Here is a 24,018-nt window from a genome sequence, read left to right as displayed (position 1 = left end):
CCCTGGGGCGATGGAGATGGGTGTGCTGCAAGCCCAGGCCGCCCCCTTCTTTCCTACCGCCCCGTTACACCTTGATCAAGCCAAGCCTAAGCTCTAGAGCCCCAATCCCACCCCAAATCAAATCAGCTAGCCAGGATGGATTGATTCTCATCTCTCCACGCCCCAGGAGTGGGGGCGCGTGGTTTATTGACTTTAGCGGTGGGGGGGGCAGTAAACGCACTTTAGATATATTCATTGGAATCTAATCATAGTCAATTGTTAATGATATAAGGGCTAAACAGGCTAAACGGGCTAAACCCCGCACCAGCCGCCAGATTCAGCCGGGCTAACGCCGGGCTAACAGGGGCTAAAATGTTTCGATCATTCAATGTAGTACTTCCAACGGCGCGGGCGGCCCGACGAAGGCAATGATTGGAACGACAAACTTCAGCAACAAGTGAGCCGCTTTCGCAAGCTCTCCCGTCCCGGTCCGTGACGATCTTCAAGGTCCGGGTCGAGCTTCCTTGGCAATCCTCACGCGTCCCACCGGCTCTTCCGCCGGCTTCACCTTGATCTCGATGTCGTATCCGAGCCGGTTAAGACAATCCATCAGCTTGCGTTCGGACAGGTTGGTGAAGTCGCCGCGCAACAAGGCCGATACCTTTGGTTGCGGAATGCCCATGCGGTGGCCAGCTTCATCTTGCGTAAGACCAAGCTTGCGCACGGCCCTGGTGATCTCGATCACCAGGGCGGACTTGATCTTGAGCTTTTCGGCGTTTGGCAGGCCAAGGTCGGCAAAGACGTTGCCGGAACCCGTTTCGACCTCGATGCCTTCAACGATGCGTTTTGTCATCTCTTATTTCCTTAGCGATCGCCGCGGCTACTTTTAGCCGTGCGCGAATAATCTCGATGTCCCCTTTCGGCGTGGCGATCCGGTTCTTGCTCTTCTTTTGGAAGCAATGCAGGACGAACACGGCTTCTTCAAACTTGACAGTGTAGACTGCACGGTACGTTCCGCCCGCATCGTCCTTGATCACTTCCAAGACACCGGCGCCGCCGAAGCCTTTTAGGACCTTCGCTGCATCGTGCTGATCGCTGTGCTGAGCGAAGTCTAAAGCGTGACCGAAGAACTTTCGCGCATTGATTGGAAGCGCCATCAGGTCTTTCTTGCTGCTCCCGATCCAGATGAGCGGTTTTTCTTGGTCGGCCATGCGGAAACTATACCTGAACAGGTATAAATGAGGCAAGGAGCGAAAGCTTCAGCGCAAAACGTTAACCCTATCACACTTTGAAAATTTTCTTGGGAATACCCAAAATCTCCTTTCTCAAATCCCAAACGGCAACGTAACGGCAACAAAAAAGCCGGCTTACGTTGCCGGTTTCCTATAACCACTTGATTTAACTGGAGCTGGCGAAGGGATTCGAACCCCCGACCGACGGATTACAAATCCGTTGCTCTACCGACTGAGCTACGCCAGCTATTGGCCGTAAATTCTAGCCGGCTTTGATTTTAGCTGGCAAATTTTTTTCTCCTGGGGCATGATGCACGCCGTTTGATTCGGAAAAATGCGAGGGAACATGCCGCCGGTTCGAGAACCTGTCAAGCTCCCGGAAGCAGGGGAGAAAGCTCATTCAACTTCGAATGCGTTCAATCGTCTGGAAGTATGGTTCGAGAACGGTCTTTGGGGCAGCCGATTGGTGGTTTTGGTGGCGGTTCTGGCCAGTTTGGCGACCGCATTTGCGGTATTTTATCTGGCCACACTGGATGCCTGGTTCTTGATCCGCGATTTGGGGCATTATGCGGACCCGGATTTGGGCGATACGGTGCGCAAGGAGATACGCGCCGTGGCGATCGCTCATGTGGTGGAGGTGATCGACGGGTATCTTCTGGCCACCGTGTTGTTGATTTTTTCCCTGGGACTCTACGAACTGTTCATTAGCGCCCTGGATAAGGCGCGCACGAGTGAAGCGTTCGCCAAAGTTCTGATTATCAATAATCTGGACGATCTGAAAAGCCGCCTGGGAAAGGTGATTTTGATGATTTTGATCGTCCGTTTCTTCGAACGCGGAATTCAAATGGAATTTGCAACGCCTGCCGATCTATTGGCGTTTGCGGGAGGCATCGCCTTGGTGGGATTGGCGCTGTTTCTCTCCCATTCCGGTATCTATCACCTGGGTTCCAAGGAGGATCACGGCGGGGATTGAACCGCCTGCTTTAGGCCAGTGGATGCTGGTCGGTCGGAAACCTCACGGAGTGAGGAGGGGTATCGCCGATGTATACCCGCGTCCCCACCGCAATCCGCTCGAATAATTCGATCACGTCCGCGTTGCGCATGCGGATGCAACCGCACGACCCCGGTTTTCCGTCGATGAGATGATCGGGGCTGCCGTGAAGATAGATATAGCGGCGGAAGGTGTCTTGCTTGCCCAAGCGGTTAAAACCGATTTCCAGACCGCTTAGCCACAAAATCCGACTCAAAATCCAGTCCCGCTTTGGATGTTGGCGGGCCAGCTCGGCGTCGTAGATTTCACCGCTCGGGCGCCGTCCCACCAATACCGCCCGTGGCGGCAATCGTGCGCCGACTTTGGCGCGGATGGCATGCCATCCGCGCGGGGTGCAGCCGCTTCCCTCCAGTTCACCGGGACCGTTGCGGGCGGTGGAAATGGGATATTCACGGATAATTATACCGTTATCTATTTGATATAGCCGTTGCGCCGGCAGGCTGATCCACAAATAGGTATTCATTTCTCCAATAGGGCCATGGATTCCACGTGAGCGGTATGGGGAAACATGTCCATGACGCCGGCCCGTTTGAGCCGATAGCCGTGGTGATGAATCAGATGCCCCAGATCCCGGGCCAAAGTGGCGGGATTGCAGGAGACGTAGACGATTCGTTCAGGTGCCCAGCAGGGTATATGGTCCATGACTTCCAAGGCGCCGGTCCGCGCGGGGTCCAACAACAGCTTGTCGTAACGCGCTTGGGCCCAAGGGAGGCCGGCGAGATCCCGGGTCAGGTCGTGACAATGGAATTCGACGTTGGCGATGCCGTTATGCCGGGCATTCTCCCGGCCTCGGATCACCGCTTGGGGATTGCCTTCCACGCCGACCACCTTTCCTCCGCGGCGGGCCAGGGGAAGGGTAAAGTTGCCCAGGCCGCAAAAAAGATCGAGTACGGTCTCGCCGGGACGGGGGGCGAGCACTTCGAGCACCCGTTCGATCATGCTCCGATTGATGTCGGCGTTGACTTGGGTGAAATCCAAGGGCCCGAACCGAAGATCGACCGCTTCCGGCAGGCGATACCGAAGCAGAGGAGGCGCTTCGGGGATCAGGGGGATGATCGAATCGGGACCTGCCGGTTGCGAATACAGGTCGAATTCATACCGACGGCCGAACGCCCTCAGCCGTTCCAAATCTTCCGGCAGTAAGTCTTGCAGCACCCGCAGGACCAGGGCGCAGCGCTCGTCGCCCATGGCCACTTCGATTTGAGGGATTTGGTCCCGGATGCTCAGATTGGAAATCAAATCCGAGAGAGGGGCCAGCCGTCCCCCCACGTGGGGGTGCAGGACTAGACAGTGATCGATATCGGCCACCAGGCTGCTGCCCCGTTCCCTGAATCCCACCAGGACCCGCCCTTTCTTGCGCACGTAGCGGACCCCGAGGCGGGCCTTGCGCCGATAGCCCCGGACCGGTCCGGTGAGCGGGGGCCAGAGCGCTTCCGGCTCGATTTTGCCGATACGGCGGAACTGTTCGAGCAATAAATCCTGCTTGATGCGGATCTGCGCGTCGGAGTCCACGTGCTGCAGACTGCAACCGCCACAAGTGCCGAAGAAAGCGCAGGGGGGAGAGACGCGGTCGGGAGACGGGGTGAAAACCTCCACCACCCGGCCGCAGCCATGGTCGCGGCGCAGCGCGGTATATTGAAAAGCGATTTTTTCTCCGGGGAGGGCTGAGTCGATAAAGACCGCCTTGCCGTCCACGTAGGCGATGCCGCGTCCGTCGTGGGTGAGGTTTTCCACTTCGGCCGTGACCGGTTCCCGGGGTAAAGCTTTGCGGCGTCGTCGAGCCATCTTATTTCTTGTTCCAGCTGCCGTTGGCGGCTTGAATCCACCAGCCCGGCTGGGCGTTGGCGATCCAGCGTTTGGCGAAGGTTGCCTGGATATCGTTGGCCCATTCCGGATGGCCGTTGGCGCGGGCGATGGCTTGATAGAGCGCTTGTCGGTCGCGGTTCTCGGCGGCTACGATTTGTTCCACGCCGGCCCGCTCTCTGAGCGGAATCCGGCTTTTGTTCACCACCGCCACCAGGCCGTTGTTGGCGTAACCCACCCAACCTTGGTTCAGGTAGGATTTGAGCTTGGAGAAACGCCGTTCCATGGACGCCCGGAGGGCGCGGATTTCGGGGCTGTCGATGCTCAGGTCGGCGGCGGCGTGTGCCGAGGATATCCCCAGGGACATCAAGTCTCGGAACGCTGTGCGCAAGGATCGCCAACCCAGATTGGACTGGGGTTCAGTGCCGTCCGGCGCGCTTTTTTGAATGTCGCGGATGATTTGGTCGGCGGCTTTTTCCGCCGCGGCGGCGGGAAAATAGATGTTGACGGTGACGCACGAGGCGATGGTCATCAAAAGCAGCAGAGGAAAGAGAGAAATGGGTTTTTTCATGGCTCAATGACGGGTGATTCCAGTTGTTTGATTTGAGTGATACGGGCCAGCCGGGTGATCAGAGTCGGCCAGTCGATGCGCCGATTATAGCCGATGACGTCGATGCGCGGCAGGCCGCCGCCTTTTACGATGTAGTATCCGTCGGGTGCCGGGGCCGCGCCGGAAAGCTCGCAGACCTGGTTTTTTAAGCGGCATCCCAAGCCCATGCGATCGTAACCGAATTCCTCGAAAAAGCGAAAGAAAGTTCGGGACAAAGCCCCCGTAGCGCCGCCGCCGCCCAGATCGGTCAAATTTTTCACCGCCTTTTGGCTGATCCGGTGGCGGGACGGATCGTCCGGCGGGGTGCCGAACCAGGCGTCGAAAGATATCGGCCGCCAGTTTTCCAGGTAAAGCTGCCGAATATGACCTTCCAATCGGCCGGTGATGCGGCCGAAGGCGAAATGGCCGGTCACTTGTTCCAGATCCAAATTATGGAAGCGAATATCGGCCCGGAGCCGGGGGAGGACACCGAACAGATCGGTGATCACCAGGTGTTCGATGACAATGGTGCCGTCGAATACCTTCACCGTCAGGCGGCCGTCCAGTTGGAGGGTCCGGCTGCGATGATCGTAGGTGACATTGGGAATGGTGCCGGACAAGGTGCCGGTCAGGGGCGGCCACCCCAGGACGCGGGTCAGGACTTCCAGGGAGATTTGGTCCAGGTGGCCGCGAAACCGGACGCGGGGCGTGGCGGAAAGATCGAACACTTCCAAAAGGTCGATGAAGAAATGGCCGTCCAGAACGGGCACTTCGGCCGGCAAAAGGAGGCGAAAATCGTCATCGGTGAATTGAAAAAAAACTTCCGTCTCGCCGATAGGGAGCGCATAGAGATGGGCCGCGTGCCAATTCAAGCGGGAGATTGGCGAAGGCGAGTCGGCATTTTTCGGATGCCCTTGCCAGGCCAGGTTCATGTTGAGTCGATTGACGCCCAGACGACGGTCTCGGTCGGTCAGGATGACGTCTTCCAGATAGAGGTGCGCCTGATCGGGATCTTGTCGTCTTCTGATCACTACCCCTTGGGCGGTGCCTTCGGTAATTTCGAGCCCCTCCCAGTTGCCGCCGGCAAGGAATGGCTGGGCATAGAGCCGAAACAGGGCGGGCAGCTTGCCTCGAAAGGAAGCGGACAGGGTCGACAAATTCCCGTGTTCGATTCGAGCCTGCTCGGCGGTCACCGTCAGCACATCTTGCTGGACCAGACCGAAATCTTTCAGTTCCAATTCGGTGGTCCGGTCGTTCCAGGCATAGCGGGTCCGCAACCGGACCGGATGTTGCTTGAACGGCACATAAACCGGCAGATACAAACCTTCTCCGGCGGGAATTTCGAGGTTCAGGTCGCCGAGCCATCGATTGCCGCTCGGTGGATGGCGAAGGGGTTTGTCGCCCTGAAATTGTAAGGTGACTGCAAGTCCTTCGGCGACGCGCGTGTAGTCCGGATCGTTGAAGGTCAGCCCTGTCCCCTTAAGATTCAAATTCACCTGATCGATGGCGGGAGAGCCAGCGGCGTTGAGATGGCCGGCGAGATGGCCTTCCAGCCGGGAAAGCCAGGCAAGCGCACCGGAAAACAAAGGCTTGATCCAGTCGGTTGCCAGGGGTTGCCGATCGATCTGGAACTCGGCTTGCCAATCGTTGCCGCGATAATCCCCCGTCAGGCGCCAGCGGCCACCAGCGAAGCGAATGGGAGCCAGCGTCATTCCGCCGACGTCGGAACCCATGCGGGCGCTGAAATTAGCTTTCAGGGGTTGGCCGAGGCGCGGCAGATGCAATGCCAGGTTTCCCTGACGGCATTCCAGGGCCCGCGTAGTCAATCGACCGTTCGGGCAAGCCAGGGTGAGTCGATCGATTTGCCAGGGAGGGGCGGCCAGGCTCAGGCGGTCGAAAGCCAGCCGATAGCCTTCTGTAGGGGTGAGATTGGCCGATGCGTTTTCCAACTTGAGCGGGCCGTAGCGCAGGTGATCGACCGCCAGATGCAATACCGGCGAAGCCAAGGAGACGCCGGCCAGCAATAATGCCGTCAGGCCGATTCGTTTCCGCCAAACGCCCACGTCCGCTGCAAGCGCGGATGATCAAGCCGGAAACACACCGGTGGATAAATACCGATCGCCGCGATCGCAGACGATGGTCACGATCACCGCATTCTCCACTTCCGCGCTCAATCTCAAGGCGGCGGCCACCGCGCCGCCGGAGGAAATGCCACAGAAAATCCCTTCCTCGGCGGCGAGTCGGCGGGTGGTCTCTTCGGCTTCCTGCTGGGTCACATCCAATTGGCGGTCCACTCGGGAAGGCTCGTAGATTTTGGGCAGATATTCCGGGGGCCAGCGGCGAATGCCGGGGATCTTGGCGCCTTCGACCGGCTGGACGCCGACGATTTGAATGGCCGGTTTTTTTTCCTTGAAGAATTTGGAGACGCCCATGATGGTGCCGGTAGTGCCCATGGAACTGACGAAATGGGTAATCGTGCCTTTGGTGTCGCGCCAAATTTCCGGGCCGGTGCCTTCGTAATGGGCCTGGGGGTTGTCCGGATTGGCGAATTGATTGAGCACCTTGCCTTCGCCACGCTCACCCATGGCGTCGGCAAGGTCCCGGGCCTCTTCCATGCCCCCTTCGGGGGAGACCAAGAGGATTTCGGCCCCGAAAGCTTTCATCACCGCGCGTCGTTCCACGCTCATGTTTTCGGGCATGATCAGAGTCATACGATAGCCCTTGATCGTCGCCACCATGGCCAACGCGATGCCGGTATTACCGCTGGTGGCCTCGATCAAGCGGTCGCCGGGCTTGATCTCGCCGCGCTCCTGGGCGTGTTGGATCATGCTCAGGGCGGGACGGTCCTTGACCGAACCGGCCGGGTTGTTGCCTTCCAGCTTGGCCAGAATCACGTTGCGGGTATCGCCGGGCAGGCGCTGAAGATGGACCAGGGGAGTGTTCCCGACGCAAGCTTCGATGGTGGGGAAAGGGGTGGGATCGATTGTATGGGTCATAATGCAAGCATGATTGGATCTTCAGATTGCCGTCGATTATAGCATCGGCGCTATTGCTAGCGTGCTTATGCCCGGAAGTGACCTCCTTTATGGCTTAGAGTCTGTTTCAAAACTCATGTGAGGATCAGGGTGATCGCAAATGCCATTATCTTTCTTTCCCGTTGGCGAAAGTGTCGCAACAGCGCCCTCTCCCGCTGGCGGGAGAGGGTTGGGGTGAGGGTGGTTTAAATCAAAAATGTCTTTTATTTCAATTAGATCCACCCTCTTCCCAACCTTCTCCCTCCAGGAGGGAGAAGGGACTCATGCTGTTTCGACATCCTCGCCAGCGGGAGAAAGGACGTCACTTCCGATTCCGGAGCGTTCTCACCGGCTTACAAGGGCATGTTCGAAATCGGTATGACTTAGCAACGTTTCCGGTTTGGAAGAAGCGTATAATACCCAACTTCAATCCTATGTTTTCGTTTACGCCAATTGAGAACCGAGTCCATGTCGTCCATAGAACTCCTTTCCCCCGCCGGTACCCTCAAACACCTCCATTACGCTTTTGCTTACGGCGCCGATGCCGTGTATGCAGGCCTTCCCCGCTATAGCCTGCGGGTGCGAAACAACGAGTTCGACCTGAATCATTTGCAGGTCGGTATCGAGACGGCCCACGCCCGGGGCAAGAAGTTTTATTTGGCGGCCAACGTGCTGCCCCATAACAGCAAGCTCAAAACCTTCCTCAAGGATTTCGAATCGATTATCCCCATGGGGCCGGATGCCTTGATCATGGCCGATCCCGGATTGATTTTGCTGATTCGGGAAAAGTGGCCCGAAATGCCCATTCATCTCTCGGTGCAGGCCAATACCATGAACCACGCCGCGGTCCGTTTTTGGCAGCAGCTGGGGATCGAACGGGTGATTCTGTCGCGGGAGTTGTCCCTGACCGAAATCGCCGAAATCCGTCAGGCGTGTCCCGACATGGAATTGGAAGTGTTCGTCCACGGCGCTTTGTGCATCGCCTATTCCGGGCGCTGTCTTTTGTCCGGGTACTTCAATCACCGCGATCCCAATCAAGGGACGTGCACCAACGCCTGCCGCTGGGAGTACAAAGTCCAGCCGGCCCAGGCGGGCGGGGTGGAACGACATCCGGCCGGCGAGGAGGACTATTTGCTGGAGGATCCTGCTCGCCCCGGCGAATCGATGCCGATCCAGGAGGACGAACACGGGACTTACATCATGAACTCCAAGGATCTCCGGGCGGTGGAGCACGTTCAGCGGTTGGTGGAACTCGGCATCGACTGTCTCAAGATCGAAGGACGGACCAAGTCCCATTACTATGTGGCCCGGACCGCCCAAGTGTATCGGCGGGCGATCGACGATGCCCTGGCCGGACGGCCGTTCGATCCCCGCTTGGTGGGCGTGTTGGAAAACCTGGCCAACCGCGGCTACACGGACGGTTTCTATAAGCGCCATCACAGCCACGAATACCAGAATTATCTGCAAGGCGCCTCGCGCAGCCACCGCCAGCAGTTCGTGGGCGAAGTGGAACATTGCGATCCGGAGCATGGCATGGTCCAAATCCTGATCAAGAACAAACTGCGCCGAGGCGACCGGATCGAATGGGTTTCCCCCCGGGGAAACCGGGATCAAGTCGTGGATTATTTGGAAGACCTGAACGGCAACCCCCTGGACGAGGCGCCCGGCGGAGGGTGGCGGGTCAGGGTGCCGGCGACGGACGCCGGCGAGTACGATTTGGTGGCGCGTTATCTATGACCGGTCGCCGTTGCCGTAGCCGCCGCCGCCGGGGGTCTCGATGACCAGCACATCGTCGGCATCGACCTGAATCCGGGCACAGCCGGCGAGCTTTTCGGTTTTTCCGTCGGCACGGAGGATAAGATTGCGTCCCAATGCGCCGGGACCGCCGCCCGCCATCCCGAAGGGCGGGTAGCGCCGGTGACTGGAAAGCAGGGCGCAGGTCATCGGTTCCAGGAAGCGGATTGCCCGCCGGATACCGTTTCCTCCCCGGTGATGGCCCTTTCCCCCGCTGTCTCGGCGAATGGAGAAGCTTTCCACCCGCACCGGAAAGCGGGATTCCAGGATTTCCGGATCGGTGAGGCGGGAGTTGGTCATGTGGGTGTGGACCGCATCGGCGCCGTCGAAATCGGGTCCCGCCCCGCCTCCGCCGCACAAAGTTTCATAGTATTGATGGCGGGCGTTGCCGAAGGTGAAATTGTTCATGGTGCCTTGGGAGGCGGCCATGACTTTCAGGGCGCTGTAAAGCGTATCCACGATGTATTGAGACGTTTCCACATTGCCGGCGACCACCGCGGCGGGATAGCTCGGGTTGAGAAAACAACCCTTGGGGAGGAAGATTTCCAAGGGGGCCAGGCAGCCGGCATTGAGGGGGATGTCGTCGGCGACCAGCGTGCGGAAAACATACAACACCGCCGCTTTGCACACCGCTTCCGGGGCGTTGAAATTATCCGTCTGCTGGGGGGAGGTGCCGGTGAAATCGATTCGGGCGCGCTGTTGGGACCGGTCCACGCAGATGTTGACCACGATTTCCGCCCCCGTATCCAGCCGGTAGCGGAAGCGCCCTTGCTTGGGAAGGGTGGTTAAGACCTTGCGCACCGCTTCGCCGGCGCTGAGCTGAATATGGTTCATATAGGCCTGGACAGTGGTCAGCCCCCAATCATCGATCATCTTCCGCAATCCTTGCACGCCGCGCTCGTTGGCGGCGATCTGGGCCTGAAGGTCGGCCAGGTTCCGATCGGGGTTGCGCGCCGGCCAGGGACCGGAAGCAAGCCAGCGGCGGATTGCCTCCTCCAAAAAACGGCCGTGATCGACGATCTTGAAGCCTGCGCTCCAGAGCCCTTCATCTTCGATTTTCCGGCTGTCGGAGGGCATGGAACCGGGGGTTTTTCCGCCCACATCGCCGTGGTGACCGCGAGAAGCCACCAAAAACAGCAGGGTCTGTCCCGTTCGCTCGAATACCGGTGTGACCACGGTGATATCCGGCAGATGGGTCCCGCCATGGTAGGGGGAGTTGGTCAGCCAAACCTCGCCGGGGCGCAAGGATTCCCGCTTCAACAGCGACTGGACGCATTCTCCCATGGAGCCCAGATGGACGGGAATGTGGGGGGCGTTGGCCACCAGATGGCCGTGGGGATCGAACAGGGCGCAGGAAAAGTCCAGGCGTTCCTTGATGTTGACCGAATGGGCGGTGTTCTGGAGGGTATAGCCCATTTGTTCGGCCACTGCCATGAATTGCTTGTTGAAGATTTCCAGGCGTACCGGATCGGCTTGGGCCTCGTCAATCATACCTTCGATCAACTTGTCTTGCGCCGGAACTTGATTCTCGTCGCGGTGGTGGAGGATCAGCTGATTGCGCTCGTTGATCTCCCCTTCCCAACCGGGTTCGATGACGGTGGTGGCGGTCGGTTCGATCATCAAGGACGGACCGGGAATGATCTGTCCGGGTCTCAAGTCGTGGCGCCGATATAGGGGTGCCCGATGCCAATCGCCGCCGCTGTAAAGATCGCGGAAAGTGGTGGGGCGGGGCGGTTCGGCGGATGGCGGAACGATCGGGTCGACCGTCTTTTCGCTGCGGCCGATCGCTTCTATCGTTAAAAACTCGGCGATCAAGGGTTTTTCCGAATAGACGAAACCGAAGCGCTTCCGGTGCTTCGTCTCGAAAGCCCGGGTCATGCCGGTGGGGTCGGAAAAGGGAATCGCCAAGGTGGTGTCGTTGCCGGCGTAACGCAGATGGAGGCGGCGCGAGATTTCGATTCGATCGGCAGGAATGCCTTGGCTCGTCAAGTCGGTCCGGCCCTTTTTCTCCAGTTCGGCAAAGTGTGTTTCGAGGGAAGCGGCATCGGCATCGGCCAAGGGCACGCCTAGAGTATGTTGATAGATGCGGCGGAAGTCGGCCAGGCCCATGCCGTAAGCGGACAATACGCCGGCGAAGGGATGCAGGAATACCCGCCGGATGCCGAGTTTTTCCGCCACTTTGCAGGCGTGCTGGCCGCCGGCGGCGCCGAAGCAGCTCAGGGCGTAACGGGCCAAATCATGACCGCGCTGAACCGAGATGCGCTTGATGGCATCGGCCATGTTTTCCACCGCGACCTCCAGGAAGCCTTCGGCGACCGATTCGGGTGGGCGATCGTCTCCGGTGACGGCGTGAATTTCCCGGGCCAGCTCGGCAAAGGCCGCTGCGGTGGCATTTCGATCCAGGGGCTGGTCCCCGGTCGGGCCGAACACGGCGGGGAAAAAATCCGCTTGGATCTTGCCCACCATCAGGTTGGCGTCGGTGACGGTGAGAGGCCCGCCTCTCCGATAGCAGGAAGGTCCCGGCTCGGCGCCGGCCGATTGCGGCCCCACCCGGTAGCGTTGACCGTCGAAATGCAGTACGGAGCCGCCCCCGGCGGCGACCGTGTGAATATGCAGTTGAGGGGTCTGCAGGCGCACCCCCGCGATTTCGGTCTCGTGCGTGCGTTCCAGTTCTCCGCCGTAGTGGGCCACATCGGTGGAGGTGCCCCCCATATCGAAAGTAATGATGCGCTCGAAACCGGCCTGGCGGCAGAGGGTTGCGGCGGCGATCAAACCGCCGGCGGGCCCCGATACGATACTGTCCTTGCCTTGAAAGCGATGGGCTTTCACCAGCCCCCCTTGAGACTGCATCAGCCAAAGTTGCACCGGCCCCTCGAATCCGGCGGCGATGTGTTCGGTATAGCGGTGCAGCGGGGGTGACAAGTAGGCATCCAGCACCGTGGTGTCGCCGCGTGCCACCAACCGAATCAACGGGCTGACCGTGTGGGAGACGGAAATCTGGGGAAAACCGATTTCCCTGGCCAGGGCGGCCAGCGCATCTTCGTGGGAGGGATTGCGATAGGCGTGCATGAGCACGATGGCCAAGGCGCGAATACCGTCGTCGAAGGCGGCTTTCAGGGCGCGGCGGGCGGCATCCAGATCCAGCGTGGTCAGCACATCGCCTCGGGCATCGATCCGTTCCCGGACCTCGATGACCCGTTCATAGAGGGCTTCGGGTTTGCGAATCTCGAGATCGAAGATATCGGGGCGATTCTGGTAGGCGATGGCAAGCGCATCGCCGAATCCCTCGGTGATGACCAGGGCGGTGCGTTCACCGGTGCGCTCCAAAAGCGCATTGGTGCCGACGGTTGTGCCCATACGGATTTCTTCGATGGGTTCTACCGGGATCGGAAGATCGGCGGGGAGTTCCAGAAGATCGCGGATGCCTTGCAATACCGCATCCGAATAGCGCTGCGGATTGCTCGATAAAAGCTTATGGGTAATGAGCGTCCCGTCGGGGCGTTTGGCGACGATGTCGGTGAAGGTGCCTCCGCGGTCGATCCAGAACCGCCAGCGATTGGTTGTTTTCATTTATACCGTTATCTTTATTTAACAATCAAAATTAAACAATATATCCCCGGCAAATATCGACCCATTCCTAATCCGTACAATCCGGTTCCACAAAACACCATTTGACCGTAGGGACCGTTTCCTTGATTTTTTGCTCCAGGCAATTGATGCTTCGCACTCCGGAACGCATGGGTAAATCGGGTTGAAGGCGAATTTTCGCGGCAACCATGATATCCGGGCCGAACTGTATGGTGATCAAGTTGAATAATTGCACGATGTTGGGATCATCGCGGATCACTTGATCGATCACTTGAACCATTTCCGGTTCCGCCGAACGGCCCACGATGAGTTTTTTGATGTGCCAGGCCACGAACAGGGAAACCAGTACCAGGACCGCGCCGATGGCAATGGAGCCGGAGGCGTCATAGATCGGATTGCCGGTGACGGTGGCCGCTCCCAAGCCGAGAAATGCCAAGGTCAATCCCAATAGGGCGGCGGTGTCTTCTCCCAGAATCACCACCAGTTCGGCATTGCGGGTGTCTTTGAGCCACTCCCATAGCGGTTTTTCTTCTCGCAATCGATCGATTTCCCGCAGGCAGCCTCGCAGGCTGAGAGATTCCAGGATGACCCCCAAAGCCAATACCAAAAGCCCGATCCAGGGCTGATGCAACCCTTCATGGGTCTCTAATTTGTGCCATCCTTCGTAGATGGAGAACAAGCCCCCCATGCTGAATAAGAGGAGCGCCACGATGAAGCTCCAGAAATAGCTGAGTTTTCCGTAACCGAGGGGATGCTCCGAATCCGGCGGGCGCTGCGACTGCCGGAGACCCAGATAAAGCAGCGCCTGGTTGCCGCAGTCGGCGAGGGAGTGGATGGCTTCGGCGAGCATACTGCCGGAACCGGTAAAAAAGGCCGCCCAACTTTTGGCCAGGAATATTCCCAAATTCGCCAGGAATGCATATAAAATCGCCCGCAGGCTGTGATTGGATTCGTTCATATCAGACCATTTGGTTTGAATTTTTTGTATTTTTCGAAAGCTACGAAAATTCTTGAGTAATCAGTTAATTTTTTGCTTTTTTCGGGTTTATTGACCTAAAATCGAACCTATGTTTCAAAGGGGGTGGAAGGGTCTTCGATCCACCGCCGCGTGCATGGAAATTGACCGAGTAGGATCTCTCTCATTATGCAGGCAAGTGAAATCTACGTACAAAATCTGGAAAAACACCTCTCCGAGGAAAACCCCCTATTGGTGGATGTGGCGAGGAATTTCCAAACCATCGATAAGGTGGCCCACGATTTGGGGTTCATCAAACCGGATCAATCCACGGCTCGGCAGATACCCTGGTGGCCGCTGATTTCCGTTCTGGGCTTGTTCTCCGCCGGCAAGTCCACCTTCATCAACGATTTTTTGGGCCGCAAGATTCAACTCTCCGGTGTCCAGGCGGTGGACGATAAATTTACCGTTTTGTCCTACAGTCATGATCCGGAAGTGAAAACCTTACCCGGCTTGGCATTGGACGTCGATCCCAGATTCCCCTTCTATCAGATCAGCCATGACATCGAGGATGCCATGGCGGGGGAAGGTAAGCGGATCAATGCCTATCTTCAGCTCAAAACGTGCAACAGCGAAAATCTCAAGGGCAAGATTCTGATCGACTCTCCGGGTTTCGATGCCGATACCCGCCGCGCCACGACCTTGCGCATCACCAAGCATATCATCGATATTTCCGATCTGGTGTTGATCTTTTTCGATGCCCGCCGGCCGGAACCGGGCGCGATGCGGGATACCTTGGAGTACTTGGTCAAGACCACCGCCGACCGGTATGATTCGGAAAAATTCATCTACGTACTCAACCAGATCGACGTCACCGCCCGGGAAGACAGTCTGGCGGAAGTGGTGGCGGCCTGGAAAAGCGCGATGACCGAGAAGGGATTGAACGTCACTCAGTTCTACACGATTTTCTCGCCGGAAGTCGAGCTGAAGGCGGGTAACGAATATGTGCAAAAGCGCCTGGAAGCGAGGCGGGAACGGGATTTGGCCGATATTCATCGGCGCATGCAAGAGGTGGAAGTCAAACGTGCCTACCGCATTTTGAACACACTGGATACCACCACCAAGGAGCTCAAGGATCAGGCGATTCCGGAGCTACTCAAAGCTCTTTCGGGTTGGCGGGCCTGGACTTTGCGGCTGGATATGCTGCTTTTGGCGGCGTTGATCGGCGGGGCGGTCTTCGCCGGGATCATCACCGGGTTCTGGCTTTCTCCTCTCATCGATGCGGTTGCCGCCTTTGCCGCCTTGGGCATTCTGGCAATCTTCCACATGATTTTTTCAGGCATCTTCAAATCCGCCTATCGGCGTCGACTGTCCAAGCGCCAGAAAAGCATGAAGCTGCGCTTCAACCTGGTGCGCGGATTCAATAAGTGCGCTAATTGGCGTACCTTCGCCACCGGTAAGATCAAAGGATGGAGCGAAAGCATCGGTAAGCAGCTGGACGAAATCGAAAATCACGCCGATGTGATGATCCAGCGTCTCAACGATCAATTGACCAATCCCTCCGGTAAGGAAACCGAAAGGGAAAAAGTCAGGGAGATGGTGACCGAGGTGGATCCGAGCAAAGGCTATGATGCGGAGACCGTGAGTTAGTCCGTTCGAATGCAAGTACCAGTGAAAAAATGCCGGGGAAGGTCCCCGGCATTTTTTATAGGTGAAAGGATTGATTCAGTTTTTTCGGTACCGATGAATTTCGAAGGCGGACGTAATGGGGTAATCCTTCGCTATAAGGGGGATATTCCTCCCCCTCGATTAACGGCAGGAGATAGCGCCGGCAGGTATCGGTGATGCCATAACCGTCATCGCCGATGAACGCTTGGGGCATTTTCTTTTCCACGTTGGCGACTTGATCCAGGGGTGCGCTGCCGATTTCCCAACGATAAGGATCGTCGGAAACCCGAACGATCGTCGGCATGAGCGAGTTGCTACCTTGCAAGACCATTTCCACCGCCATTCGGCCTAACGCATAAGCTTGTTCCACGTCGATTCGGGAGGGAATGTGGCGGGCCGAACGTTGAAGGTAATCCGCCACCGCCCAGTGGCAACGGTAATGCAATTCCTGATAGATCATCCGCGCCACCAGAGGCGCGACACCGCCCAGTTGGGTATGGCCGAACGCGTCGGTATAACCGGCGTCGGCCAGGAATTTGCCGTCGGGATTTTTGACGCCTTCCGAGACCACCACCGAGCAATAACCGTGGCGCGCTACCGCCGCCTCGACTTTGCCCAAGAAGCGCGTTGGGTCGAATGGCACTTCCGGAAACAGGATTACCACGGGGATAGAGCAATCTTTCCTGGAGGCCAATCCGCCGGCGGCGGCGATCCAGCCGGCATGCCTACCCATCACTTCGAATACGAATACCTTGGTGGAGGTGGCGCACATGGAAGCTACGTCCAGACTGGCTTCCAAAGTGGACAGGGCGACGTATTTCGCAGCCGAGCCGAATCCCGGGCAGTTGTCGGTGACAGGCAGATCGTTGTCCACCGTTTTGGGAATATGGATCGCCTGGATGGGAAATCCTTGCGTTTCAGACAATTGGGCGATTTTGTGGCAGGTGTCGGCGGAATCGCCGCCGCCGTTGTAAAAAAAGTAACCGATATCGTGGGCACGGAATACTTCCATCAGGCGTTCGTATTCGGCCCGGTTTTCCTCGATCCCCTTGAGCTTGTGGCGGCACGACCCGAACGCCGCGCCCGGCGTATGGCGTAAAGCGGCGATGGCGTCCTCCGATTCCCGCGAGGTGTCGATCAGATCTTCGGTCAGGGCGCCGACGATGCCGTTTCTGCCGGCATAAACCTTGCCGATCCGGTCGGGGTGTCGGCGCGCGGTTTCGATCACCCCGCAGGCGGAGGCGTTGATCACGGCGGTGACGCCGCCGGACTGAGCGTAGAAAGCGTTTTTTGCGGCCATCGGTTTCTCCTTTATACAGCGTTCATGATGAGCGCCGGAGCGTCCTCTCCGGCACATCCTGCGAATGTCGACACGTCTAAGAAGAGACTAAACACCTTGCCGCGAACTGGGTCAAGAGGAGGCTAGGGGGAGGGGGCACGCCAGGCCCCCATTTGGTACCGTTGCTGTGGCTGAAATTTACTTTTGTAGGCCATCTGGGGACAGGTTTCGATCCAATAACCCAGATATAAATATTCCAGCGCCAGGCGTTTGATGGCCTCGATTTCCCACAACACGGCATAGGTTCCCAATCCCCGTCTGGACAATTCCGGATCGAAGAAGGTGTAGACCGCAGACAAGCCATCGTCCAGAAGATCGACCACGGCTACCATCACCAGGTTGCCTTGCCGTCGGAATTCGTAGAACAGGGTTTCGCACCAATGACAGGTAAGAAATGCCATGTAATCGTCCGGGGTGGCATCCGCCATGCTGCCGTCCGGATGACGGGCTTTCAGGTAACGTTGATAGAGATGATAGTGATCCGGGTGAAATTCGGGGGCTCTGGCGATCACTTCCAGATCCTGATTACGCTTGAAACAACGTCTTTGGCTACGGTTGGGGCGGAATTGACGAGCCGGGATTCGAACCGGAACGCACGCGCTGCAGCCGGGGCAGCGGGGGCGGTAGACCAAGTCCCCGCTGCGCCGGAAGCCTTCCCCCACCAACCGGTTGTAGGTGGGCATGGACAAGGGAATATCCGGCGGCAGGAAAATCATCTGGGCGGTTTTCCCGGGCAGGTACGCACACGGGTGAGGGGCGCTCAGATACAGTTCCAGCGCGTTTAATTCCGCCAAGCTGTTTCTGCGCACGGCGTCGGGCATAAATCGTCAAGTAGGCGGACGAACCTGCGCCGGGGAATCTCCTCGGCGCCCAGGCTGACCAAATGGTTGGTTCGTACCTGGCAGTCGATCAAACCGTAACCCCAGCTCTGCAATAATTTCACCAGAGTAACGAAAGCCACTTTGGAAGCATCCGTTCGGCGGTGGAACATGGATTCTCCATAGAATACCTTCCCGATGGCGACGCCGTATAGACCGCCGACCAGTTGTTCCTGGTACCAGCTCTCGACGGAGTGCGCGTAGCCTTGTTGGTAAAGGCGTATATACGCGTATTTCATCTCCGGTATGATCCAGGTTCCCTTTTCCCGTTTTCGCGGGGCGGCGCAAGCATCGACCACATGGGAAAACGCTCGATCGAGGGTGACTGTATAGTCTTTTTTCTTCAAAGTCTTGCGCAGACTTCGGCTGACTTTCAGTCGCTCGGGAAACAATACCAGGCGGGGGTCGGGCGACCACCAGAGGATGGGTTCGCCGTGGTTGTACCAGGGGAATATGCCATGCCGGTAAGCGTTGAGAAGCCGATTCGACGAAAGATCCCCACCGACGGCCAGGAGACCGTCGGGTTCGGTGAGCGCTTGATCCACCGGCGGGAACGAGGCCGGATCGGCGGGGTCGAGCAGGGTCAACATGCCCTAATGGATCTCGCTATGCTTCCAGGAATCTTTCCGCGTCCAGCGCCGCCATGCAGCCGGTGCCGGCGGAGGTGACCGCCTGGCGGTAGACCGGATCGGCCACGTCGCCGGCGGCGAAAACCCCGGGCACGCTGGTGGCGGTGGCGTTTCCCTGGTTGTCGCCGTTGCCCTTGACCTTGATGTAGCCATGGTCCAATTCCAATTGGCCTTCGAAAATCTTGGTGTTGGGGGTATGCCCGATGGCGATGAAGATCCCGGATACCTGAATTTCCTTGTCGGACTCGTCGTGGACATTTTTGATGCGGACCCCGTTGGCCCCTTGATCGTCCCCCAGAATCTCATTCACGACGTGATCCCATTCGATGCTGATTTTGCCTTCGTCGACCCGTTTCATTAGGCGATCGACCAGAATTTTTTCCGCCCGCAGCTTGTTCCGCCGATGAATCAAGGTGACGTGGGAGCAAATGTTGGAGAGATAGATTGCTTCCTCCACCGCGGTGTTGCCGCCGCCGACCACCACCACCGGCTGTTCCTTGTAAAAGAAACCGTCGCAGGTGGCGCACGCGGAGACACCGCGGCCCTTGTATTTTTCTTCCGAATCCAATCCCAGATACCTGGCCGAAGAGCCGGTGGCGACGATCAACGCATCGCAGGTGTAGGAACCGGCGTCGCCGTTCAGAGTGAAGGGGCGTTGGGAGAGGTCGACGGCATTAATGTGATCGAAGACGATCTCCGTATTGAAGTTTTCCCCGTGGCGGCGCATACGTTCCATCAGCTCGGGTCCCTGAACCCCTTCCGGGTCGCCGGGCCAGTTTTCCACGTCGGTGGTGGTCATCAACTGACCTCCTTGTTCGATACCGGTGATCAGGACCGGGCTGAGATTGGCGCGGGCGGCATAGACGGCGGCAGTATAACCGGCCGGTCCGGATCCAAGAATCAGCAAGCGGCAGTGCTTAGGGTCGGTCATGAATGGGTTTCCTCCGATAGTGGGATTGAAGAGATCGAGTGCTATGCTAATAGTATCGCGTTCCATCCAGCTTAGGTAAAGCCGGGTTGCCATTCCCGCCGGTTTCATCAACAATGGTTGATTTCATTAGCCTGCATAAGTAATTCGCTTTGTCCCAGACTAAAAAAGCTTTCTTAGACCAGACCATGGAGCGGGTCGTTCACGGCCTCCGCGAGATAGGATTATTTTGCTATTTGGCCCTGAGCCTGTATCTGTTCTTGTCCCTGTCGACTTTCGATTTGGAGGATCCCGGTTGGCGGCATAGCGGTACCGGTCGTCCTCTGGCCAATGCCGGCGGTTTGGTGGGGGCTTGGCTGGCGGATTTCGGGCTCTCGCTGCTGGGGATGATGGCGTTCTTGATCCCCGTGATGATCGTCTGGCATGCCGTTTTGGTGTATTGGAATCGAGTGACAATCAATTGGGGCGTCCTGGCCTTGCGCTGGGCCGGCTTTTTCGTCACCGCGATGGCCGGGTCCGGCTTGGCCTATATCCATTTTATTCGAGCGCCGTTGGATCTCCCCGAGACCCCCGGCGGGATCGTGGGCGCCGAGATCGGGGAATGGCTGTTGGGGCGTTTCGGCGTGCTGGGTGCGACCTTGGCGCTATTGGTGGTGTTTTTGGCCGGCGTGACATTGTTCACGGGCATGTCCTGGCTCAGCCTGATGGAAACCATCGGCAAGTATGTGCTGGAGGGGTGGGGTTTCGTCGTCTCGAAGGGCTGGCAATGGGTCCGGGAGCGAAGGACCTCAGCACCCGAAAAGAGGGCACCGGCCGGGGAAAAAGAGGCGCCGCAACCGCGAGTGGAACGAAAAGTTAGGCGTGCCCCCAAAGTGGCCTTGCCGGAGGAGCCGGAGGAACCTTTGCCGGAGGTAGCGCCTGAACCCGAACCGAAGCCTAAAACGGCGGTCCCCGAGCCTGCCGAAGCGAAGATTCCAAAACCGAATATTCCCGAGCCGGAGCCCGAACCCAAACCGGCTTCGGAAGAACCGGCCGTCAAACCCGTGATCCGCAAGCGGGCGGATACGAAGAAGACACCGGAACGGTCCTCGACTCGACCGGAGAATGTCGTAACGGTGCTGCCGCCGCTGGAGCTTCTGGATGAAGGCGATCCGCACGGCCAAGGCTATTCCGAGGAGGAGTTGGCCTCCATGTCCCGTCACGTGGAGTCGGTGTTGGCGGATTTCGGCGTTCCGGTGGAGGTGAAAGAGGTGCATCCGGGGCCGGTGATCACGCGGTTCGAAATCAAGCCCGGCCCCGGCATCAAGGGTAGCCGGATCAGCAATCTGGCCACCGATTTGGCGCGCTCCCTGTCGGTCCCCAGTGTACGGGTGGTGGAGGTGATTCCGGGCAAATCCAATGTGGGGCTGGAGATCCCCAACTTGCAGCGCGAGACGGTTTATCTGCGCGAAATCCTCACCAGTCGCGAGTATCAACAGGCCAAGTCTTCCGTGACCCTGGTCTTGGGCAAGGATATCTCCGGCCGTCCGGTGGTGGCGGACCTGGCCAAGATGCCTCATCTGCTGGTGGCCGGGACCACCGGATCGGGCAAGTCGGTGGCGATCAATGCCATGATCTTGAGCATGGTGTACAAAGCCGGGCCGGAACAGGTCCGGATGATCATGATCGATCCCAAAATGTTGGAGCTGTCGGTCTACGAGGGCATTCCCCACCTTTTGAGCCCGGTGGTTACCGATATGAAAGAGGCGGCATCGGCGCTGCGTTGGTGCGTGGCGGAGATGGACCGCCGCTACCGCTTGATGTCCGCCTTGAAAGTTCGCAACTTGGCCGGCTACAACCGCAAGGTGCAGGAGGCCATCGAACAGGGCGAACCGATCAAGGATCCCTTCTTCCGCGCCAGCGACATGGAGGAGGGGGGCAGTTGGCCGATTCTGGAGCCCTTGCCGGTGATCGTGGTAGTGATCGACGAGCTGGCGGACATGATGATGATCGTGGGCAAGAAGGTGGAGGAGCTGATCGCCCGCCTGGCCCAGAAAGCTCGGGCCGCGGGGGTGCATTTGATCCTTGCCACCCAGCGTCCGTCGGTGGACGTGTTGACCGGCCTGATCAAAGCCAATGTGCCGACCCGGATCGCGTTTCAGGTATCCTCCAAGGTGGATTCGCGCACCATTCTCGATCAGGGCGGCGCGGAAAGCCTGCTCGGCAGCGGCGACATGCTATACCTGCCGCCGGGCACCGGATTTCCGCAGCGGGCCCATGGCGCTTTCGTGGACGACCACGAGGTATTGGAGGTGGTGGACTATCTGAAGCAAACCGGCCGGCCCCAATACATCGAAGAAATCACCCGTTTCCAGGACGAAAGCGAATCCGGCGGGGGAGGGGAACCGGACGGCGAAACCGACGCTCTATACGACGACGCGGTCCGCTTCGTGACCGAGACCCGACGGGTATCCATCTCCAGCGTGCAACGCAAATTCAAGATCGGCTACAACCGCGCCGCACGCATCGTCGAGGATATGGAAAGCGCGGGCGTGGTCAGCGAAGCCGAGGGAAATGGTTCACGAACGGTTTTGGCCCCCCCGCCGGTGGAGGATTGAATGGCTTTTTTTCGAACGGTTTTGCCCATCGATGGGCGGTTTTGGTTCGCGCTGTGGGCTTGCTGGTCCCTGGCCGCGGTAGGCGCGCCTTCGGCGGCGGGGGAATTGGAGCGCTTTTTGGCCTCGGTGACCACGTTGTCCGCGGATTTCGAGCAACAGGTGATCGACGAGCGCGGTCAGGTGACCCAATCCAACCGGGGACGTTTTTATCTGAAACGCCCCGGCAAGTTTCGCTGGACTTACGAAACCCCCTACCGGCAGGAGGTGGTGGCCGATGGGGTGAAAGTCTGGTTTTACGATCCGGATCTGGAGCAGGTGACGGTCAAAACCATTGGCGCCGCCTTGGGGTCGGCACCGGCTTTGTTGCTGAGCGGAGAACTGGATTTGGAACAGCGCTTTATCGTCTCCGAGCAGGGGCGACGTGGTGAAACCGCGTGGGTCGAGCTGCGCCCCAAGGACGAGGCCGATGTCTTTCGGCGACTTCGAGTGGAGCTGCGTCAAGGGGTGCTGAGTTCGATGGAACTGGCGGATAATTTCGGCCAACTCACCCGGATTCAGTTTGAAGATGTGCGTCTCAACCCGCCTCTGCAAGACAAGCTGTTCCGATTTTCTCCGCCCCCCGGCGTGGATGTGTTCGAAGGCTGATGGCGACTGATATGTTCCGACCCCTGGCCGACCGTTTGCGGCCTCGTCGTTTGGCGGACTTCGTCGGCCAACGTCATTTGCTGGCCCCCGGACGGCCGCTGTTCGAAGCGGTGGACAACGGCCGCCTCCATTCCATGATTTTATGGGGGCCGCCGGGCACCGGGAAGACGACCTTGGCGCGCATGATCGCGGAAGTGGCGAATGCTGAATTTATACCGTTATCTGCGGTTCTATCCAACATCAAAGAAATACGATCCGCCATTGAAGCGGCGAAAGATTTGCTCGCTCAAGAGCGACGAACCATTTTGTTCGTGGACGAAGTCCACCGTTTCAATAAATCTCAACAGGACGCGTTTCTCCCTCACATCGAGGAGGGGACGATTTATTTCATCGGCGCGACCACCGAAAATCCTTCCTTCGCGCTCAATAACGCCTTGTTGTCCCGGGCTCGGGTTTACGTCCTCAAAACGCTCCAAACGGAAGATTTGCAGCAACTGATCGAGCGCGCTTTGGAGACGCCGGAAGGATTTGGCGAGCTTACGGTTGAAATACCGGAAAATATTCGCCGCTGGTTTATCGATGCGGCTGACGGAGACGCCCGGCGCTTGCTGAATTTTTTGGAGATCGCCGTGGACTTGGCCCGTGACGATAAGAATCGGGCGGTGATCTCGGAAGAGTTGGCCAAAGATATGCTGGCCGGAGGTAGCGTGCGCCGCTTCGACAAGCAAGGAGATGCCTTCTACGACCAGATTTCGGCCTTGCACAAGTCGATTCGAGGCAGCGCCCCGGATGCCTCCTTGTATTGGCTGTGCCGAATGCTCGACGGCGGTTGCGATCCGCTTTACATCGCCCGCCGTTTGGTGCGGATCGCTTCCGAGGACATCGGCAACGCCGATCCCCGCGCCCTTCAATTATCCCTGGACGCCTGGGAATCCCAGGAGCGCCTGGGAAGTCCGGAAGGCGAGTTGGCTTTGGCGCAAGCGGCAGCATATATGGCATGCGCTCCCAAGAGCAATGCCGTTTATCGGGCTTTTCAGGCGGCGCAGCGCGATGCCGCCGCCACCGGCAGCGTAGAGGTTCCGATCCATCTCCGTAACGCGCCCACCAAACTGATGCGCGAACTGGGTTACGGCAAGTGCTATCGCTATGCGCACGACGAACCGGAAGGCTATGCCGCAGGTGAAAATTACTTTCCGGATGGTCTAAATCCGAAACCCTACTATCATCCGGTCGGCCGGGGGCTGGAGATTAAAATCGCCGAAAAGCTCAAGCGCTTGAAAGCCCTGGACGATGCCCAAAAAACGGGAAAATCCTAGTCCGTTGACATGA

19 protein-coding genes and 1 tRNA gene are annotated in these 24,018 nt (G+C 58.3%); 6 read left to right on the top strand and 14 right to left on the bottom strand.

What is annotated here, in order from left to right:
• Positions 1-481: 481 nt before the first annotated feature.
• The 3 genes from H035_RS0108950 to H035_RS0108940 form a co-directional block, all read right to left on the bottom strand.
• Complete coding sequence (locus H035_RS0108950; protein WP_022948648.1) at positions 482-832, bottom strand: helix-turn-helix domain-containing protein; 351 nt, start codon at positions 830-832, stop codon at positions 482-484.
• Entirely contained in the window at positions 813-1,190 is a 378-nt protein-coding gene (locus H035_RS0108945; protein ID WP_022948647.1) for a type II toxin-antitoxin system RelE/ParE family toxin, read from the bottom strand. Before H035_RS0108945 ends, H035_RS0108950 begins: the two co-directional genes overlap by 20 nt.
• Positions 1,191-1,382: 192 nt before the next feature.
• Positions 1,383-1,458: transfer RNA gene (locus H035_RS0108940), tRNA-Thr, on the bottom strand.
• Between the two features lie 99 nt (positions 1,459-1,557).
• Between H035_RS0108940 and H035_RS0108935 the strand changes: the two genes are divergently transcribed.
• Positions 1,558-2,184: a YqhA family protein gene (locus tag H035_RS0108935; RefSeq protein ID WP_022948646.1), complete on the top strand. Its 627-nt coding sequence runs from the start codon at positions 1,558-1,560 to the stop codon at positions 2,182-2,184.
• Between the two features lie 10 nt (positions 2,185-2,194).
• Here the strand turns inward: H035_RS0108935 and H035_RS18970 are convergent, their stop codons facing one another.
• The 5 genes from H035_RS18970 to cysM are packed head-to-tail and all read right to left on the bottom strand — an operon-like array spanning position 2,195 to position 7,650.
• Positions 2,195-2,725 (bottom strand): L,D-transpeptidase, encoded by a 531-nt coding sequence (locus tag H035_RS18970; RefSeq protein ID WP_022948645.1) that lies wholly within the window; start codon positions 2,723-2,725, stop codon positions 2,195-2,197.
• Positions 2,722-4,047, bottom strand: coding sequence for a 23S rRNA (uracil(1939)-C(5))-methyltransferase RlmD (gene rlmD, locus H035_RS0108925; protein ID WP_022948644.1), 1,326 nt, complete (start codon positions 4,045-4,047; stop codon positions 2,722-2,724). Before rlmD ends, H035_RS18970 begins: the two co-directional genes overlap by 4 nt.
• A gap of 1 nt (position 4,048) precedes the next feature.
• Complete coding sequence (locus tag H035_RS0108920; RefSeq protein ID WP_022948643.1) at positions 4,049-4,636, bottom strand: YdbL family protein; 588 nt, start codon at positions 4,634-4,636, stop codon at positions 4,049-4,051.
• Positions 4,633-6,717, bottom strand: a complete 2,085-nt coding sequence (locus H035_RS18965; RefSeq protein WP_022948642.1) for a hypothetical protein — start codon at positions 6,715-6,717, stop codon at positions 4,633-4,635. The genes H035_RS0108920 and H035_RS18965 overlap by 4 nt, the downstream gene beginning before the upstream one ends.
• Before the next feature lie 21 nt (positions 6,718-6,738).
• A complete protein-coding gene (cysM, locus tag H035_RS0108910) occupies positions 6,739-7,650 on the bottom strand; it encodes a cysteine synthase CysM (protein ID WP_022948641.1) in 912 nt (303 codons plus the stop codon).
• A 486-nt stretch (positions 7,651-8,136) separates the two neighbouring features.
• Between cysM and trhP the strand changes: the two genes are divergently transcribed.
• Complete coding sequence (gene trhP / locus H035_RS0108905; RefSeq protein WP_022948640.1) at positions 8,137-9,405, top strand: prephenate-dependent tRNA uridine(34) hydroxylase TrhP; 1,269 nt, start codon at positions 8,137-8,139, stop codon at positions 9,403-9,405.
• Here the strand turns inward: trhP and H035_RS0108900 are convergent.
• Positions 9,400-13,032: a hydantoinase B/oxoprolinase family protein gene (locus H035_RS0108900; RefSeq protein WP_022948639.1), complete on the bottom strand. Its 3,633-nt coding sequence runs from the start codon at positions 13,030-13,032 to the stop codon at positions 9,400-9,402. The two genes, trhP and H035_RS0108900, sit on opposite strands and share 6 nt — an antisense overlap.
• A gap of 67 nt (positions 13,033-13,099) precedes the next feature.
• Positions 13,100-14,008 (bottom strand): cation diffusion facilitator family transporter, encoded by a 909-nt coding sequence (locus H035_RS0108895; protein WP_022948638.1) that lies wholly within the window; start codon positions 14,006-14,008, stop codon positions 13,100-13,102.
• 186 nt (positions 14,009-14,194) lie between these two features.
• Between H035_RS0108895 and H035_RS18960 the strand changes: the two genes are divergently transcribed.
• Positions 14,195-15,655, top strand: coding sequence for a dynamin family protein (locus H035_RS18960; RefSeq protein ID WP_022948637.1), 1,461 nt, complete (start codon positions 14,195-14,197; stop codon positions 15,653-15,655).
• A gap of 55 nt (positions 15,656-15,710) precedes the next feature.
• Here H035_RS18960 and H035_RS0108885 read toward each other — a convergent pair whose 3' ends face one another.
• The 4 genes from H035_RS0108885 to trxB form a co-directional block, all read right to left on the bottom strand.
• The gene (locus tag H035_RS0108885) at positions 15,711-16,973 is read right to left on the bottom strand and encodes a 6-phosphofructokinase (protein WP_022948636.1); all 1,263 of its coding nucleotides are present in this window, start codon (positions 16,971-16,973) and stop codon (positions 15,711-15,713) included.
• 122 nt (positions 16,974-17,095) lie between these two features.
• The gene (locus tag H035_RS0108880; RefSeq protein ID WP_026596436.1) at positions 17,096-17,806 is read right to left on the bottom strand and encodes an arginyltransferase; all 711 of its coding nucleotides are present in this window, start codon (positions 17,804-17,806) and stop codon (positions 17,096-17,098) included.
• The gene (aat, locus tag H035_RS0108875; protein WP_022948634.1) at positions 17,794-18,480 is read right to left on the bottom strand and encodes a leucyl/phenylalanyl-tRNA--protein transferase; all 687 of its coding nucleotides are present in this window, start codon (positions 18,478-18,480) and stop codon (positions 17,794-17,796) included. Before aat ends, H035_RS0108880 begins: the two co-directional genes overlap by 13 nt.
• Positions 18,481-18,496: 16 nt before the next feature.
• Entirely contained in the window at positions 18,497-19,450 is a 954-nt protein-coding gene (trxB, locus tag H035_RS0108870; RefSeq protein WP_022948633.1) for a thioredoxin-disulfide reductase, read from the bottom strand.
• Between the two features lie 185 nt (positions 19,451-19,635).
• On the opposite strand from trxB, the gene H035_RS18955 reads away from it, so the two are divergent.
• From H035_RS18955 to H035_RS0108855, 3 genes are read left to right on the top strand one after another with little or no spacing between them, the layout of a single operon-like run.
• The gene (locus tag H035_RS18955) at positions 19,636-22,044 is read left to right on the top strand and encodes a DNA translocase FtsK (protein ID WP_022948632.1); all 2,409 of its coding nucleotides are present in this window, start codon (positions 19,636-19,638) and stop codon (positions 22,042-22,044) included.
• On the top strand, positions 22,045-22,689 hold the full coding sequence (lolA, locus tag H035_RS0108860) for an outer membrane lipoprotein chaperone LolA (RefSeq protein WP_022948631.1): 645 nt from the start codon (positions 22,045-22,047) through the stop codon (positions 22,687-22,689).
• A complete protein-coding gene (locus H035_RS0108855; protein ID WP_026596434.1) occupies positions 22,689-24,005 on the top strand; it encodes a replication-associated recombination protein A in 1,317 nt (438 codons plus the stop codon). The genes lolA and H035_RS0108855 overlap by 1 nt, the downstream gene beginning before the upstream one ends.
• Positions 24,006-24,018: the final 13 nt, after the last annotated feature.

Origin of the sequence: Methylohalobius crimeensis 10Ki (assembly GCF_000421465.1) — a bacterium.
In the GTDB taxonomy this organism is placed as follows: domain Bacteria; phylum Pseudomonadota; class Gammaproteobacteria; order Methylococcales; family Methylothermaceae; genus Methylohalobius; species Methylohalobius crimeensis.
The sequence above is the reverse complement of the archived record's forward strand: the minus strand, read 5'-3'. Positions and strand labels throughout refer to the sequence as shown.

Bases quoted from the DNA above. Each gene is read 5' to 3' on its own strand.
- H035_RS0108950 (WP_022948648.1), bottom strand. From the start codon at position 832: ATGACAAAACGCATCGTTGAAGGCATCGAGGTCGAAACGGGTTCCGGC.
- H035_RS0108945 (WP_022948647.1), bottom strand. From the start codon at position 1,190: ATGGCCGACCAAGAAAAACCGCTCATCTGGATCGGGAGCAGCAAGAAA.
- H035_RS0108935 (WP_022948646.1), top strand. From the start codon at position 1,558: ATGCCGCCGGTTCGAGAACCTGTCAAGCTCCCGGAAGCAGGGGAGAAA.
- H035_RS18970 (WP_022948645.1), bottom strand. From the start codon at position 2,725: ATGAATACCTATTTGTGGATCAGCCTGCCGGCGCAACGGCTATATCAA.
- rlmD (WP_022948644.1), bottom strand. From the start codon at position 4,047: ATGGCTCGACGACGCCGCAAAGCTTTACCCCGGGAACCGGTCACGGCC.
- H035_RS0108920 (WP_022948643.1), bottom strand. From the start codon at position 4,636: ATGAAAAAACCCATTTCTCTCTTTCCTCTGCTGCTTTTGATGACCATC.
- cysM (WP_022948641.1), bottom strand. From the start codon at position 7,650: ATGACCCATACAATCGATCCCACCCCTTTCCCCACCATCGAAGCTTGC.
- trhP (WP_022948640.1), top strand. From the start codon at position 8,137: ATGTCGTCCATAGAACTCCTTTCCCCCGCCGGTACCCTCAAACACCTC.
- H035_RS0108900 (WP_022948639.1), bottom strand. From the start codon at position 13,032: ATGAAAACAACCAATCGCTGGCGGTTCTGGATCGACCGCGGAGGCACC.
- H035_RS0108895 (WP_022948638.1), bottom strand. From the start codon at position 14,008: ATGAACGAATCCAATCACAGCCTGCGGGCGATTTTATATGCATTCCTG.
- H035_RS18960 (WP_022948637.1), top strand. From the start codon at position 14,195: ATGCAGGCAAGTGAAATCTACGTACAAAATCTGGAAAAACACCTCTCC.
- H035_RS0108885 (WP_022948636.1), bottom strand. From the start codon at position 16,973: ATGGCCGCAAAAAACGCTTTCTACGCTCAGTCCGGCGGCGTCACCGCC.
- aat (WP_022948634.1), bottom strand. From the start codon at position 18,480: ATGTTGACCCTGCTCGACCCCGCCGATCCGGCCTCGTTCCCGCCGGTG.
- trxB (WP_022948633.1), bottom strand. From the start codon at position 19,450: ATGACCGACCCTAAGCACTGCCGCTTGCTGATTCTTGGATCCGGACCG.
- H035_RS18955 (WP_022948632.1), top strand. From the start codon at position 19,636: ATGGAGCGGGTCGTTCACGGCCTCCGCGAGATAGGATTATTTTGCTAT.
- lolA (WP_022948631.1), top strand. From the start codon at position 22,045: ATGGCTTTTTTTCGAACGGTTTTGCCCATCGATGGGCGGTTTTGGTTC.
- H035_RS0108855 (WP_026596434.1), top strand. From the start codon at position 22,689: ATGGCGACTGATATGTTCCGACCCCTGGCCGACCGTTTGCGGCCTCGT.